The organism is Diaphorobacter caeni (genome assembly GCF_015354245.1).
Taxonomy (GTDB): Bacteria; Pseudomonadota; Gammaproteobacteria; order Burkholderiales; family Burkholderiaceae_C; genus Diaphorobacter_A; species Diaphorobacter_A caeni.
The window spans coordinates 276,382-291,468 of the sequence record NZ_JADKYZ010000006.1 but is presented as its reverse complement, the minus strand read 5'-3'; the positions used below and the strand labels follow the sequence as shown (position 1 = coordinate 291,468).

The window sequence follows — 15,087 nt, the reverse complement described above, 5'->3', positions numbered from 1 at the left end:
AAGGAAGATCGATGCCGGGGAACGCCGTACTCAATCGATGCTGGCGCCCGAAGCCTTCACGATCTTCCCCCAGCGCGGCACTTCGGCCGCGAGGAACTGGCTGAACTTCTGCGAAGTACCACCGAGCACATCGCCGCCTTCGGAGCGCAGCTTTTCGATCACATCGGGCTGGGTCAGCGCTTCGTTGATGGCGGTATTGAGCTTCTCGACCACCGCGGCAGGCGTGCCCTTCGGGGCCAGCACGCCATACCAGGAGATCGCCTCGAAATCCTTGTAGCCGAGCTCGGCCAGCGTCGGCGTATCGGGCAACTGCGGCGAGCGCTTCAGCGAGGTCACGACAATGGGGCGCAGCTTGCCGTTGCGCACATGTCCAAGCAGCGTGGGAATCGCCGACATGTAGAGATCGATGCTGCCGCCCATAAGGTCGGTCATGGCCTGCGCCGCTCCTTTGTAGGGCACATGGCGCAATGTGATGCCGGCGGCGTTTTCCGCCTGCTCGCCCGCGAGGTGGGCTACCGTGCCGTTCCCCGAATAGCCGAGCGTGAGTGCATCCGGCTTGCCCTTGGCCGCAGCAATCACGTCAGCGAAAGTCTTGTACTTGCTGTCCATGCCCGCCGCCATGACGATGGGTGCCGAGGAAACCAGCGCCACCGGCACCAGGTCCTTGAGCGGGTCATATGGCAGCTTGGAATACAGCCAGGGATTGATTGCCAGATTGCTGGTCTGGCCCATCACCAGCGTGTAGCCGTCGGGACTCGCCTTGGCAGTCGCGTCGACGCCAAGATTGCCGCCAGCGCCCGGTCGGTTGTCGACCACGATGCTCCACTTGGTCCGGTCCGTGATCTTCTGCGCGACCGCGCGCGCAATCATGTCGGTGCCGCCACCGGGTGGGAACGGAACAATCAGACGAACGGGCTTGTTGGGATAGCCATCCTGCGCGGCAGCGGGCTGGGCAAGTGCTACGAGCGCCGTGAGCCCCAGTGCCGCCGCACCGACCAGGCGCAGACGCGCGCGTTGAAATCCCGAAATGCGTTGATGTGCCATGGTTTGTCTCCGAATATGCAAAGTCTGGAAAGTCACATCCGGGTGGCATCCCGAACATGGACGGACTTTACGAAGGAGTTTCACTCTATACAATAGCGTTGCGCACAACGAAACACATTGCACTGTGAGAAATACCAAATCTGCCCCTGCATCACCCATCGGCAAGCCCCGCGTGCTCCGCTCCATCGTCAAACCAGACGACATGTCCGAGTCGTCTGAAGACGAACAAAGCAGCGGCCCGGGAGGCGGTGGCGTCATCGCGGTAACGCGCGCGCTGCATCTGCTCGAAGCCTTCAATCTCGGAGAATCCCAGCTCCCGCTGGCCGAGCTGAGCCGCCGCTGCAATCTGCACAAGACCACGGTGCTGCGCCTCGCGCGCACGCTGGCGCTGTCGGGCTACATGGTGCAGCGTGAAAATGGTGAGTGGCGACTCGGCCCCGCTGCCGGTTGGCTCGGTGCGCGGTATCAGGCCGGATTCGATGTGCAGAACGAACTGGAGCCCGCCCTGCGCGAGCTCGCCCAGCAGATCGGTGAAAGCGCCGCGTTCTACGTGCGCGAGGGCAATGTGCGCACCTGTCTCGTACGCGTGGAGGGCCCGCAGGCGCTGCGGCACCATGCACGCATGGGCGAAGGTCTGCCCCTGGATCAGGGCTCGCCGGGCCGCGTGCTGCTGGCCTTTGCGGGTGAGCCCGGAGAACTCTACGAACAGATACGAAAACGCGGCTACCACTGGTCCATCGGCGAACGTGAATCGGGTGTCTCCACCGTGTCCGCACCGGTATTCGGCATGCACTGGCGACTGCTGGGGTCGCTATGCATTTCGGGCCCAGCCTCGCGACTACCCCAGGCGCGGCTCGAAGAACTCGCACCCGCGGTGATCACCGCCGCCAACAAACTTTCGTATGTGCTGGCCGCAAGCTCAAGCACGCCCTTGCAACGCCAGACGGCCTCCTGGCATCCGTGAGCGGACTCAACCAGCCCCCTGCCCCGGCACTACGATTCCGAACGTCGTTCGCCCATCCATCGATTGCGCGAACGTGCTGCCGCCGTGCATCTTGGCGATGGCCTGCACGATGGCCAGACCCAGGCCGTGGTTGCGGTCGGCGTTGTGGCGTGCGGAGTCTGCGCGGTAGAAACGGTCGAAGAGGTGGCGCAGATGGGTCTGGGGAATGTCGGCGCCCGCATTGGTCACGCTGATCATGGCGACGGCGTCGCGCTCTCCGTCCTGCTCGCGCGCATCGATGCCGATGACGATGGTGGAGCCCGAGGTGGCATAGCGCGTGGCGTTGCTCAGCAGGTTGGAGACCGCGCGGCGCATGAGCGGGGCGTCGATGCGGGCGTCGGCGTCGCCGTGCACCTCGACCTTGAGATTCGCGTCGAGCGCGACCGCCTCGTAGAACTCCACGACGTCGTTCACCACGCCAGCGAGGCTGCAGACGCGGGTCTCGCGCGCGCCGACGCCGCGGTCCGCGCGCGAGAGAAACAGCATGTCGCCGACGATGCCCGCGATGCGCCGCAGGTCCTCCAGATTGGACTCGAGCACCTCGCGCATTTCCTGCACCGCGCGCGGCTTTCTGAGAACCACCTCGGTGCTCGATATCAGCGTGGCGAGCGGCGTGTTCATCTCGTGCGCCACGTCGGCGTTGAAGGATTCCAACTGGCGATACGCGTCGGACAGACGGTCCAGCAGCGCATTGAATTGGGTGACCAGCGGCAGCAGTTCCTGCGGCAGACCGCCGCCATCGAGCCGGCGCGCAAAATCCCGCGCCGACAGCTCGCTGATCTGCGCGACCAGCGACTGGATGGGCCGCAGGCTGCTGCGCACCAGCAGTCCGCCGAACAGCGACAGCAGCAGCGAGCCGGCGATCATCGACGCGAACAGCGTCCAGGCAAGCGCGCGCAGCAGCGCGTCGTCGGGGCGGCGATCCATCACCAGTGTGGCGACGGCGTCATGCACATGGTCCATGTAGGGTGACGTGACCTTCACCGCGAACGTGCGCTTGAGCGTGTGCTCGGACCCGAGCGCGGGAACGCGGCTGTCGTAGAGCACAGCGCCGTCCTTGTCCACGATGAAAATGGAGTAGTCGTCATGCCCCGCGAGAAAATCGGTGAGCATGTGGCCCAGCGACTTGCCCTTGTGCTCGGTGCTGTCGTCGGCCAGCACATGGACGAGCGCGCGCTGCTTCTGGTCCATCATGTCTTTCTGGCGCGCGGACAGCGTGGTGTCGAAGACCAGGTAGACCGCAATGCTCACCGCGCCGAGGCCCAGCATCGACAGCAGCGCCAGCCAGCGCGACAGCCGCCGCCCCAGATGCGGAACGCCGCTGGTCGCATTGCTCATGGCTGCTCTCGACTCTCCAGCACGTAGCCCATGCCGCGCACCGTGTGGATCAGCGGAGTCGCGAACGGCTGGTCCACCTTCATGCGCAAGCGGCGCACCGCGACTTCCACCACGTTGGTCTCGCTGTCGAAATTCATGTCCCAGACCTGCGAGGCGAGCTCGGTGCGCGAGAGCACCTCGCCCTGCCTGCGCAGCAGCAGCGCGAGCAGGTTGAACTCCTTGGCGGTGAGCTCCAGCCGCACGCCCGCGCGCACGGCCCGGCGGCGGATCAGGTCGACCTCGAGATCGGCCTCGCGCAGCGCCGTGGGTTCGGGTGACGAGGGATGGGACTGGGCCCGGCGCAGCAGCACCTGGATGCGCGCGACCAGTTCCGAGAACGCGAACGGCTTGATCATGTAGTCGTCGGCTCCTCCCTGCAGCCCACGCACCCGGTCTTCGACATCGGCGCGCGCGGTGAGCATCAGCACCGGCGTGGACTTGGTCTGGCGCAGCGCCGCAAGCACCGACAGACCGTCGATTCCCGGCAGCATGCCGTCGAGAATGATGACGTCGTAGTCCAGCTCCATCGCGAGGTGCAGGCCTTCGATGCCATCGGTCGCGACGTCCACCACGTAGCCCTCTTCGGCGAGGCCCTTGCGCAGGTACTCGCCCAGTTTGGCCTCGTCTTCGATCAGCAGCAGTCTCATGCCGCGCATTTTCCCGGATTTGGCGCGCGGCCGCAGATTACAAATTTGTAATCTTCCCGACGCCTTGCTGACCATCGGCGCTCTCTACATTCTGCGCAGCCGCACATTGGGGACGCTGCAAGCGGCAGCGGCCCTCCGCCCGATTTCCGCCGCTTCATTCCGATGGCGGCATTCACGGCCCTGTGCGCAAGAACGAACGACAGATTTCCAGAGAAGCACACATGGCCTCCCCTTCCTTTCCGCTGCATCGCGCGCTCGCGGTCTCCGTGCTCGCGCTCACGTTGTCGATCCGTGCTTCGGCCGAATCCCCGCACCGCACCACGTTGGCCGAGGCGCTGAACAAGTCTCTGGCCGCAAACCCCGGCCTGCAGGCCGCCCGCCATGGCGCGGCCGCGACCGAGGGCGCGGTGCTGCAAAGCCAGGCGCGCCCGAATCCCGAGCTGGCCTTCACGCAGGAGGACACGCGCTCGCAGACCCGCTCAAGCACCGTGCAGATCAATCAGCTCATCGAGCTGGGCGGCAAGCGCGAAGCCCGCATGCGGCTCGCGGAAGTCGAGCGGGCGACGGCCCATACAGCACTTGCCGAGGCGGAGGTGGCGCTGCGCTTTCAGGTGGCCAATCATTTCAACGATCTGCTGCTCGCCCAGCAGCGCGTGGAATGGGCGCGCCAGACGCAGGAACTGGCGGCCCGCGCGCTCGACGCCGCGCACAAGCGCGTGCAGGCCGGCAAGGTGCCGCCGCTCGAGGCCAGCCGTGCGCAGGTGGCCGAGGCCAATGCCGGGCTCGAGGTGCAGCAGGCGCAGTCGCAGGTGCTGGTCGCGCAGCAGAACCTCGCATCGCTCTGGGGCGGAAAGGCCGCCGAGATCGGCGAGGCCAAGGGAGATTTCTCGGTCCCGGTGGAGCCCCCCTCGCTCGAGCGGATCGAAGAGCGCCTGAACCAATCGCCCGCCATGGTGCTCGCGCAGCACGCGCTCGAGCAGAGCCGCGCGGCGTCGGAACTCGAACGCGCCAAGCGCACGCAGGACCCGACACTGAGCCTCGGCGTCAAGCGCGCGAGCGAAGTCGGTCGCAATCAGGTGGTGCTGGGCGTCAGCATTCCGCTGCCGCTGTTCGACAGCAACGCGGGCAATCAATTGCAGGCGCTGCGCAAGGTGGATCAGGCCGAACAGAAACTGCAGGAGCAGCGGTTGCAGCTGCAGGCCTCGGTGCTTGCCGCCCGGCAGCAATGGCTGGGCAGCAACCGGCAGGTCGCGCTGCTGCAAGCGCAGGTGCTGCCCACGGCGCAGTCGGCCTACGACGTGGCTGTGCGCGGCTTCACGCTCGGCAAGTTCAATTTTCTGGATGTGCTCGATGCGCAGCGCACGCTGTTCGACGCCCAGCGCCTGCTGCTCGAGCAGCTCATGAACTCCCATCGCGCGAGCGCCGAAATCGATCGGCTGCTGGGCACGTCCTCCTCCTTCATCACCCCATCCGGAACCTGAACGATCATGTCCGAGAAAACGTCCTTCGACTCCTCCCTCACCACGCCCAAACACTGGATAGCCGTGGCCGTGATTCTGGCCTGCGGCATGGTGGGTGGCGCGCTCATCCTGCGCACGCCCGGTGCACCGGCAGCATCCGCCGGGCACGCCGATGCGGACTCGCACAAGGATGGCGAGCACCAAGACGAGAAGCCCGCTAGAACCGCTACAGCCCCCACAGCTGCCGAACCCGCCAAGCCCGGCGATCACAAGGAGGCGGCAGCTCACGACGATCACGAACATCACGATGACGAAGCCGAAGCCAAAACAGGCAAACCGGCTGTCGTGACCAAGGCCCAGGCCGACGAGCATGGCCATGATCACGAAGAAGAGGAAGGCGTCGTCAAACTCAGCGAAGCGCAGTCCGGCGCCATTGGCATCACGCTCGGCAAGGCCGGTCCCGCCGCCATCCGCAAGCTGCTGACGCTGCCCGGCGAAATCCGTTTCGACGAAGACCGCACGGCCCATGTGGTGCCGCGCGTCGCGGGCGTGGTGGCCTCGGTGCACGCACGATTGGGCGAACAGGTGCGCAAGGGCCAGCTGCTCGCGGTGATCCAGAGCGCGACGGTGTCGGACCAGCGCAGCGAGCTGCAGACCGCGCAGAAGCGCCTCGCGCTGGCGCGCACCACCTTCCAGCGCGAAAAGCAGCTGTGGGAGGAAAAGATCTCCGCCGAGCAGGACTACCTGCAGGCCCGCCAGGCCATGCAGGAGGCGGAGATCGCCGTCGCCAATGCGTCGCAGAAGCTCTCGGCCATCGGCGCGGGTACGGGCGGTGCCAGCGGCTACGAGCTGCGCTCGCCGATCTCGGGCACCGTGGTCGAGAAGCACCTCACGGTCGGTGAATCGGTCGCGGAGAACACGGCCTCGTTCACCGTGTCCGACCTCGGGTCGGTCTGGGCCGAGATGAACGTCTCCGCGCCCCAGTTGCCTCTCGTGCGCGTGGGCTCGTCAGTGACGGTGCGCGCCACGGCATTTGAATCGCGCGCCGAGGGCAAGGTCGCCTATGTGGGTGCGCTGATCGGCGAGCAGTCGCGCGCGGCCCCGGCGCGCGTGGCGCTGGCCAATCCCAAGGGCATGTGGCGGCCTGGCCTGTTCGTCGACGTCAGCGTGCTGGCCGACGAGTCGCAGGTGCCGGTCGCGGTCGAGGCCGCGGCCATTCAGCGCCCCGATGGAAAGGAGAGCGTGGTGTTCGTGCCTGCGGATGGCGGCTACAGGGCCCAGCCAGTCCAGCTGGGCCGCAGCGATGGCAAGACCACCGAAGTGGTCTCCGGGCTCAAGGCCGGGCAGGACTATGTCCGGAATGGCTCCTTCATGCTGAAGGCCGAACTGGGCAAGGCATCCGCCGAGCACACGCACTGACAGGAAGCGGTACATCCCATGTTTGAGCGCATCATCCGCTTCGCCATAGAGCAGCGCTGGCTGGTCATCATCGCCGTGTGCGCGATGGCGGTTCTCGGCGTCTTCAGCTATCAGCGTCTGGCCATCGACGCCGTGCCCGACATCACCAACGTGCAGGTGCAGATCAACACGCAGGCCCCCGGCTACTCGCCGCTCGAGACCGAGCAGCGCATCACCTACCCCATCGAGACGGTGATGGCCGGTCTGCCGCATCTGGAGCAGACCCGCTCGCTGTCACGCTACGGGCTCTCGCAGGTCACCGTCATCTTCAAGGACGGCACGGACATCTACTTCGCGCGCCAGCTCGTCAACGAACGGATCCAGGAAGCGCGCGAAAGGCTTCCCGCCAACATCTCGCCGAGCATGGGACCGATCTCCACCGGCCTCGGCGAAATCTACCTCTGGACCGTGGAGGCCGAGGACGGCGCGAAGAAGGAAGACGGCACGCCCTACACACCGATGGATCTGCGCGAGATACAGGACTGGGTCATCAAGCCGCAGCTCCGCAACGTGCCCGGCGTCACCGAAATCAACTCGATCGGCGGCTTCGCCAAGCAGTATCTGATCGCGCCGCATCCCGACAAACTGGTGTCCTACGGCATCTCGATGGACAAGCTGGTCACCGCGCTGCAGAACAACAACACCAACGTCGGCGCGGGCTACATCGAGCGCCAGGGCGAGCAGTATCTGATCCGTGCCCCCGGCCAGGTGCGCAACGTGGACGATCTGAAAAACGTCATCGTCACCACCGCCCAGGGTCAGCCGGTGCGCATCCGCGATCTGGCAGATGTGGAGCCGGGCCGCGAGCTGCGCACCGGCGCGGCCACCGACAACGGTCGCGAGGTGGTGCTTGGCACCGTCTTCATGCTGATCGGCGAGAACAGCCGCATGGTCTCCAAGGCCGTGGATGCGCGCATGGACTCCATCCGCAAGAACCTGCCCGAGGGCGTGAAGATCGTCACCGTCTACGACCGCACCACGCTGGTCGAAAAGGCGATCGCCACGGTCAAGAAGAATCTGGTCGAAGGCGCGGCGCTGGTCGTCGTCATCCTGTTCCTGTTCCTCGGCAATCTGCGCGCGGCGCTGATCACGGCGCTCATCATCCCGCTGTCAATGCTGTTCACCTTCACCGGCATGGTGCACTACCGCATCAGCGCCAATCTGATGAGTCTCGGCGCGCTGGATTTCGGCATCATCATCGACGGCGCGGTCGTCATCGTCGAGAACTGCGTGCGGCGCCTCGCGCACGCCCAGCAGCACAAGGGCCGGCTGCTCACGCGCAGCGAACGCTTTCACGAAGTCTTCGCCGCCGCCAAGGAAGCGCGCAGGCCGCTGCTCTTCGGACAGCTCATCATCATGGCGGTGTACCTGCCGATCTTTGCGCTCACCGGCGTCGAGGGCAAGATGTTCCACCCCATGGCGCTGACCGTGGTGCTGGCGCTCGCCGGGGCCATGATTCTGTCGATCACCTTCATCCCCGCTGCGATCGCGCTGTTCATCGGCAAGCGCGTGGCCGAGAAGGAAAACCGCCTCATGACATGGGCGCGCAAGGCCTACGAGCCGCTGCTTGGCGGCGTGATGCGCATGCCGCTGGTGGTGATCGCCACCGCCGTCGTGGCCGTGACGCTGAGTCTGCTGCTCGCGTCCCGCATGGGCAGCGAGTTCGCGCCCAATCTCAACGAAGGCGACTTCGCGATCCAGGCGCTGCGCGTGCCCGGCACCAGCCTCACGCAGTCGCTTGAAATGCAGATGCAACTGGAGAAAACGCTCAAGGAACAATTCCCCGAGATTGACCGCATCTTCGCGCGCACCGGCACGGCCGAGATCGCGTCCGACCCCATGCCGCCCAACATCTCGGACGGCTACATCATGCTCAAGCCACGCGCCGCATGGCCCGACCCCAAGCGCAGCCGCGAGGACCTGCTCGCCGCCGTGCAGCAGGTCGTCGAAGCCATTCCGGGCAGCAACTACGAGTTCTCGCAACCGATCCAGCTGCGCTTCAACGAACTGATCTCCGGCGTGCGCAGCGACGTGGCGGTGAAGGTGTTCGGCGACGACACGCAGGTGCTTGAGCGCACCGCGCAGTCCATCGCCGCGATGCTGCAGAAAGTGCCCGGCGCTTCCGAGGTGAAGGTCGAGCAGACCACCGGTCTGCCAATGCTCACCGTGCAGGTGGACCGCGAAAAGGCCTCGCGCTACGGCCTCAACATGGGCGACGTGCAGCAGACCATCGCCACCGCAATGGGCGGCCAGGAGGCGGGCACCGTGTTCGAAGGCGACCGGCGCTTCGACATCCAGGTGCGCCTGCCCGAATCCATCCGCAGCGACCTCGCAGCGCTCGAGCGCCTGCCCATCGCGCTGCCCCGCGTGGGCGAGAGCCGCCAGGGCTTTGTTCCGCTCTCCGCCGTCGCATCGCTGGACCTCTCCCCCGGCCCCAACCAGGTCAGCCGGGAAGACGGCAAGCGCCGCATCGTCGTGAGCGCCAACGTGCGCGGCCGCGACATCGGCTCGTTCGTCGAACAGGCCCAGCGCGAGCTTGACGGCGTAGCCCTGCCCAGCGGCTACTGGACGCGCTGGGGCGGTACGTTCGAGAACATGCAGTCCGCCCAGAAGCGCCTGCAGATCGTGGTGCCCGCCGCCCTGCTGCTGGTGTTCACGCTGCTGTTCGCGATGTTCGGCAACGTGCGCGACGGGCTCATCGTCTTCACTGGCATTCCATTCGCGCTCACCGGCGGCATTCTTGCGCTGTGGCTGCGCGACATCCCACTGTCGATCTCCGCCGCCATCGGCTTCATCGCGCTCTCGGGCGTCGCCGTGCTCAACGGCCTCGTCATGATTTCATCGATACGCGGCCTGCGCGAAACCGGCATGTCAGTCCCCGAAGCCGTGCACACAGGCGCCATCTCGCGTCTTCGTCCAGTGCTGATGACGGCACTGGTCGCATCGCTCGGATTCGTCCCCATGGCAATCGCCACCGGCACAGGCGCCGAGGTGCAGAGACCTCTAGCGACGGTCGTGATCGGCGGCATCCTGTCGTCCACGGTGCTGACGCTGCTGGTGCTGCCGCTGCTCTATCGATTGGTTCACCGAAAGGATCCGTCGGAGGAAGGGGACGTGAAGACGTAAGGCACAAGGCGTAAGGCGTTCCGGGTCCTTTGAACTCACAGCCGGAGGCAGCGCTCTGGTTGGTCGGATCAAACCGTACAATTTCGATGCAACAGAAGCAACGGCCAACTTCGCAATGGCAAATGGCCGCGCACCGGTGGTCTGCCACCGACTTTGGGGAGTGACCCGCACATGCTGACAAAGGGACCCGTCATCGCTGGAGTCAAGCCCGGCTGGAGCCAGCTTTCGAGCGGGCCGTCCAAGGCCGTTTTCCGCGGGACGGTGTTTCGATGCCTCAAGGCCGTTTGGCCATATGAGACTGTCGTCGACTTCATGGTGGTGATCGATCATGACTCGCCTTGCGGCTTTGCCCTGATCGTCGCGACCGGCTACAAGGCCGGTCACGTTCTCGTGCGACTGCCGGCAGAAGCCAAGGCAGCGGATGCACAAGCACTGTCCACCGAGTGGATCGTCGCCAACTGGGCGAAGTGGATTTATCCCGAGTGCCCGCTTCACCTCGTTCAGGTGATCGAGAATTATCCGGCTGAGGCTCGGATTGAAGGCGATGCGCCATCGGAGTCTCGCGACCTTCACGTGCCGTAGTCGGCCATGAGCGATCATCGAAGCTGGACAAAAAAGGTCTGGGAAATTTTCATCTGCTCCATATGGCGATCCAAAGTTTGGAAAACGCCATCGATAAACGAATCTATATCCTCCTTTTCCCCATAGCCAATAGCCATTTGCAAGGAGGAAATGCGGTGTACAACCTCATTGGTACGCCAAGCTTTTGAGCCGCTGATGACACCTTCTGGATAGGCCGAATAGTTCCCTCGAGCATCCTGCGAGAAAAGAAAAATCAACCGTCCAAGTTCCGTAATTTGTTCAAGCCGCTCCTTCTTAAGAAAATCCTGCAACTGGTCTTGGAAGTAAGAATTAGTCATTGTCGGCATTCTGATTAATTTGAGTGAGCTGACCTGGCTACCAAAGCCCAATGCAGCGAACCTCGCAGGTCGCATGAGCCACAGCAGCGCATTGCAGCAATGTAATGATCCCGTTGCCATCCTGTCAGTGCCCATTTTCAACAATGAACCTATCTCGCAAGCATCCGCTTCGAGATGATTTCAACCGATTGGAAAGAAAGGCTCCGACATCATCATGCGCAAGACTCGCCATACCCTCCTCGCCGCTCTCACGTTCGCAGCCATGGGCTTCACCGCAGCAGGCACCGCATCGGCCAGCAGCTACATCCACTCCACCCATTCGGAGAAGGGCTACGTGATCCATCCCGAGCATTTCAAGAGCGACAAGACCCGTACCCAGATGCAGGCCGAGACGGCCGAGTTCGTGAAGAACGGCGGAACGGACCGCTTCCGCAGCAGCATCTATCCCCCGCTGGAATCTCAAGACTCAACGATGACGCGCAAGCAGGTGATGGATGAACTGAAGAACGAAAGCCCCGCGCAGCGCAAGGCGAGGCTTGAAATGATGCGCGGCTGATCACCATCATTGAGGCCAAAAGGCACCTTGCCAGCTGGAAACTTCAGACTGGCAAGGTGCAATTGGAATTCAACGAAGACACACCGTCAATCCGCGCGCAAACGAAGAAACGGTGCTATTTTTCCTTGCCCATGACGACATCCGGCAGGATGGTCACGATCTCGGGGAACACGGTGATCAGCAGAATGCACACCACGAGGCAGAAGAAGAACGGGATGGCCGCGAGGGCGATGGTCGTGCTGTCCTTGCCGGTCATGTTCTGCAGCACGAACAGGTTGAAGCCCACGGGTGGTGTGACTTCGGCGATCTCCACCAAAAGCACGATGAAGATGCCGAACCAGATCAGGTCGAAGCCCGCCTGCTGGATCATCGGCAGCACCACCGCGCTGGTCAGCACGATCATGCTGATGCCGTCAAGCGCCGTGCCCAGCACCAGATAGACAACCACGAGCACGCTGATCAGCGCGAACGGCGACAGGTGCATCGAGTTCACCCACTCGGCCAGTTCGCGCGGGATGCCGGTGAACGCCATGGTCTTGGTGAGAAAGGCCGCACCCGCCAGAATGAACATGATCATGCAGCTGGTGCGGGTGGTACCCATCAGGCCTTCCCAGAAGTTCTCCCAGGTCAGCGTGCGGCTCCAGAGCGCGAGGCCCAGCGAGCCGAACACGCCGTAAGCCGCGCATTCCGTCGCCGTGGCGTAGCCGGTGACGAGCACGACAATGATGAAGACGATCAGCACCGCGACCGGAATCAAATTGCCGGACTTCTTCACCTTCTGCATGAAGCTCGACGGTGGATCGGCCGCGGGCACCTTGCCCGGGTTGCGCAGGCTCCACCAGCCGATGTAGCCCGAGAACAGCAGCATCAGGAGAATGCCCGGCAGGAACCCGGCCAGAAAGATGCGGATGATCGAAGCGTCCGCCGCCACCGCATAGACCACCATGGTGATCGACGGCGGAATCAGAATGCCCAGCGTGCCGGCAGTGGCGAGCGAACCCAGCGCCAGTTTTTCATCGTAGCCACGGCGCAGCAGCTCCGGCAGGGCGACCTTGCTGATGGTCGCGCAGGTTGCAGCCGACGAGCCCGACACCGAGCCGAAGATGCCGCAGCCGAGGATCGTCGTGTGCATCAGGCGGCCGGGAACGCGGTTGAGCCAGGGACTCAGGCCCTCGAACATTTCCTCGCTGAGCTTGGTTCTGAACAGGATTTCTCCCATCCAGATGAACAGCGGCAAGGCCGCCAGCTCCCAGCTCGCGTTGCTTTCCCAGAAGGCCGAGAACAGGTTCTTGCCCGGCTGCGTGCTGGTGAAAAAAGCCTGCCCGACCCAACCGCAGATCGCCAGCGTCATGGCGATCCAGACTCCGCCGCTGAGCAGCAGCATCATCAACAGCAGCAGGATGCCGCCTATCATCAGAACGTCCATGGGATTCTTTCTGGATCGATGTCGTCGTCAAATGTCGGACGAGAAATCGCCACGCGCATGCCGCTCTTCCACCACGCGCACGAAGGTCGGCACGCCGCCCCGGAGCACGATGACCAGCTCGTCCACCACGGCCACCAGCAGCAGCACCGAGCCGACCGCGAAGGTCATCTGCGGAATCCACATCGGCAGCGGCAGCAGGCCCTGCGCGATGTCGTTGAACTCCCAGCTCTCGTAGGTGAAGAGGCACGCCGACCATGCGAGATAGGCCGTCGAAACGCTGCCGATGACGAGCGAGAGGATTTCCAGCGCCCGGCGATGCGCGGGCTTGACCTTCTCGAGCAGCAGGGTCACGCGCACGAAGTCGCCGTTCTTGAACGCATAGGCCATGGCCAGAAAGGCCGCCGCGGCACACAGCCAGGCGACGATGTCGTTGATCGCGCCAGTGCGCGCCCCGAACTCGCGCATGATGCTCTGGGCGATCATGAGCACGCAGATCAGGGCGATGCAGCTGGCTCCCAAAACGCCTGCAGCAAGGTACAGGCGATCAAGAAAGCGACGCAGCATGATGGAGGTTTCCCGCCTGCTTTTTGCTTTTATTTGGCGGCCGGCGCGCTCTTGCGATACGCGCTCACGATGGCCTCGCCATCGGCACCGGACTTCTTCAGCCAGTCGGAGAGCATCACGTCACCCACCTGGCGCATGTCCTGCGCCAGCTTGGGCGACGGCTTGTGGATCTTCATGCCCTTGTCCTCAAGGCCCTTCATGTAGAAGGCCGTCTTCTCCTGGCTCAGCGCCCAGCCGCGCTTTTCGGCGGCTGCGGCTGCGGCCGCCAGCGCATCCTGCGTGGGCTTGTCGAGCGCATCGAACGCCTTCCTGTTCACGATGACCGCATTCTTGGGCAGCCAGGCCTGCAGGTCGTAGAAGTTCTTGATGCTTTCGTAGATCTTGCTGTCGTAGCCGGTGGAGCTCGACGTCATCATCGCCTCGACCACGCCGGTCGCCATCGCCTGCGAGAGTTCGGCGGCCTGAATCGTCACCGGCTGCGCGCCGACCAGCTCGGCGATCTTGGCGGTGGCCGGGCTGTAGGCACGCCACTTGATGCCTTTCAGATCGGCCACGGAGGCAAGCTCCTTCTTCGAATAGATGCCCTGCGACGGCCATGCCACGGAGTACAGCAGCTTCATGTTCTGCGAGGCCAGCAGCTTGTCGAGCACGGGACGCTGCGCGTCCAGCAGGCGCTTGGCATCCGCGTAGGACGTGGCGAGAAACGGAATGCCGTCCGCGCCATAGATGGGGTTCTCGTTCTCGAAATTGGCGAGCAGGACCTCACCGATGGGCGCCTGACCGCCCTGCACCGCGCGCTTGATCTCGTTGGCCTTGAACAGCGCCGCGTTCGCGTGCACCGTGATCTTGAGCTTGCCCCCCGTCGCCTGATCCACGTCGGCCGCGAACTTGGTCAGATTCTCTGTGTGGAAGTTCGACGCGGGATAGGCGGCCGCCAGGTCCCATTTCGTCTGCGCCTGGGCCACCGCGCAGGTCAAGGAGAACAACGCAACCGCCGAAAGTGTGAAAAGTCCGCGCTTCATGGAATATCTCCAAAAAAGTGATGTCGAAAACCCTTTTTCCGCCCGTCCGCCCATCCGCCCGTCACCCCAAAAACTCCTGCGACCTGCGATTCGCAACCAGCGTCGAAGCGGCACTCGGCCTGCACGCAGATGGTGCACGTGAAAGCGCATGCATCCGAAATCGACGTCAAAGGGCCGCTTTTGCGGCCCCTTCCCGGAGGAATGTACCCATCGTCACTTTCTGCCTGATATTAGGCATTTCCCTGAATCATTTGAAACCGCCAGTGACACATGCCGAGCCAGACACACCTTAGCGTCGTTTCACCGTCGTTTCCGCGTCGTCTCGCCGTCCCGTCGGGTGCTTGCAATCCGTTCCGAAACAACGGTGGCTGTTGCCGGACGATCAGCACCTCCAAGTTTGAATGCGGCGCCGGACAGGGAGTGGTTGTGAGAGGAGCCCTATAGCATCCGGGATTCTGACAATACAATCAGTCAATCGCAGTAC

13 protein-coding genes are annotated in these 15,087 nt (G+C 63.9%); 6 read left to right on the top strand and 7 right to left on the bottom strand.

Features of this window, described 5'->3' with window-relative positions; genetic code table 11:
- Positions 1-30: 30 nt before the first annotated feature.
- Positions 31-1,044, bottom strand: a complete 1,014-nt coding sequence (locus tag ISG32_RS16605) for a Bug family tripartite tricarboxylate transporter substrate binding protein (protein WP_194772132.1) — start codon at positions 1,042-1,044, stop codon at positions 31-33.
- A gap of 202 nt (positions 1,045-1,246) precedes the next feature.
- On the opposite strand from ISG32_RS16605, the gene ISG32_RS16600 reads away from it, so the two are divergent.
- Complete coding sequence (locus tag ISG32_RS16600) at positions 1,247-2,008, top strand: IclR family transcriptional regulator (RefSeq protein WP_194772131.1); 762 nt, start codon at positions 1,247-1,249, stop codon at positions 2,006-2,008.
- Between the two features lie 6 nt (positions 2,009-2,014).
- Here the strand turns inward: ISG32_RS16600 and ISG32_RS16595 are convergent, their stop codons facing one another.
- Both ISG32_RS16595 and ISG32_RS16590 read right to left on the bottom strand, forming a co-directional pair.
- Positions 2,015-3,385 (bottom strand): heavy metal sensor histidine kinase, encoded by a 1,371-nt coding sequence (locus ISG32_RS16595; protein WP_194772130.1) that lies wholly within the window; start codon positions 3,383-3,385, stop codon positions 2,015-2,017.
- Positions 3,382-4,071, bottom strand: coding sequence for a heavy metal response regulator transcription factor (locus ISG32_RS16590; protein WP_194772129.1), 690 nt, complete (start codon positions 4,069-4,071; stop codon positions 3,382-3,384). Before ISG32_RS16590 ends, ISG32_RS16595 begins: the two co-directional genes overlap by 4 nt.
- A gap of 221 nt (positions 4,072-4,292) precedes the next feature.
- Here ISG32_RS16590 and ISG32_RS16585 point away from each other — a divergent pair, with 221 nt between their 5' ends.
- The 4 genes from ISG32_RS16585 to imm45 all read left to right on the top strand — a co-directional run bounded on the left by ISG32_RS16585 (position 4,293) and on the right by imm45 (position 10,697).
- On the top strand, positions 4,293-5,552 hold the full coding sequence (locus tag ISG32_RS16585; protein ID WP_194772128.1) for a TolC family protein: 1,260 nt from the start codon (positions 4,293-4,295) through the stop codon (positions 5,550-5,552).
- A 6-nt stretch (positions 5,553-5,558) separates the two neighbouring features.
- Positions 5,559-6,950 carry an efflux RND transporter periplasmic adaptor subunit gene (locus ISG32_RS16580; protein ID WP_194772127.1) on the top strand — a complete coding sequence of 464 codons (1,392 nt, stop codon included), beginning with the start codon at positions 5,559-5,561 and terminating at the stop codon, positions 6,948-6,950.
- A gap of 18 nt (positions 6,951-6,968) precedes the next feature.
- Positions 6,969-10,115 carry an efflux RND transporter permease subunit gene (locus ISG32_RS16575; RefSeq protein WP_194772126.1) on the top strand — a complete coding sequence of 1,049 codons (3,147 nt, stop codon included), beginning with the start codon at positions 6,969-6,971 and terminating at the stop codon, positions 10,113-10,115.
- A gap of 171 nt (positions 10,116-10,286) precedes the next feature.
- Positions 10,287-10,697, top strand: a complete 411-nt coding sequence (gene imm45 / locus ISG32_RS16570) for an Imm45 family immunity protein (RefSeq protein ID WP_194772125.1) — start codon at positions 10,287-10,289, stop codon at positions 10,695-10,697.
- A gap of 14 nt (positions 10,698-10,711) precedes the next feature.
- On the opposite strand, the gene ISG32_RS16565 is transcribed toward imm45, so the two are convergent.
- Complete coding sequence (locus tag ISG32_RS16565; protein WP_194772124.1) at positions 10,712-11,035, bottom strand: hypothetical protein; 324 nt, start codon at positions 11,033-11,035, stop codon at positions 10,712-10,714.
- 214 nt (positions 11,036-11,249) lie between these two features.
- On the opposite strand from ISG32_RS16565, the gene ISG32_RS16560 reads away from it, so the two are divergent.
- Positions 11,250-11,591 (top strand): DUF4148 domain-containing protein, encoded by a 342-nt coding sequence (locus ISG32_RS16560; protein WP_194772123.1) that lies wholly within the window; start codon positions 11,250-11,252, stop codon positions 11,589-11,591.
- 115 nt (positions 11,592-11,706) lie between these two features.
- Here the strand turns inward: ISG32_RS16560 and ISG32_RS16555 are convergent, their stop codons facing one another.
- The 3 genes from ISG32_RS16555 to ISG32_RS16545 are packed head-to-tail and all read right to left on the bottom strand — an operon-like array spanning position 11,707 to position 14,603.
- Positions 11,707-13,017: a TRAP transporter large permease gene (locus ISG32_RS16555; protein WP_194772122.1), complete on the bottom strand. Its 1,311-nt coding sequence runs from the start codon at positions 13,015-13,017 to the stop codon at positions 11,707-11,709.
- Between the two features lie 27 nt (positions 13,018-13,044).
- Positions 13,045-13,581, bottom strand: a complete 537-nt coding sequence (locus ISG32_RS16550; RefSeq protein WP_194772121.1) for a TRAP transporter small permease — start codon at positions 13,579-13,581, stop codon at positions 13,045-13,047.
- A 29-nt stretch (positions 13,582-13,610) separates the two neighbouring features.
- Positions 13,611-14,603 (bottom strand): TRAP transporter substrate-binding protein, encoded by a 993-nt coding sequence (locus tag ISG32_RS16545; RefSeq protein WP_194772120.1) that lies wholly within the window; start codon positions 14,601-14,603, stop codon positions 13,611-13,613.
- Positions 14,604-15,087: the final 484 nt, after the last annotated feature.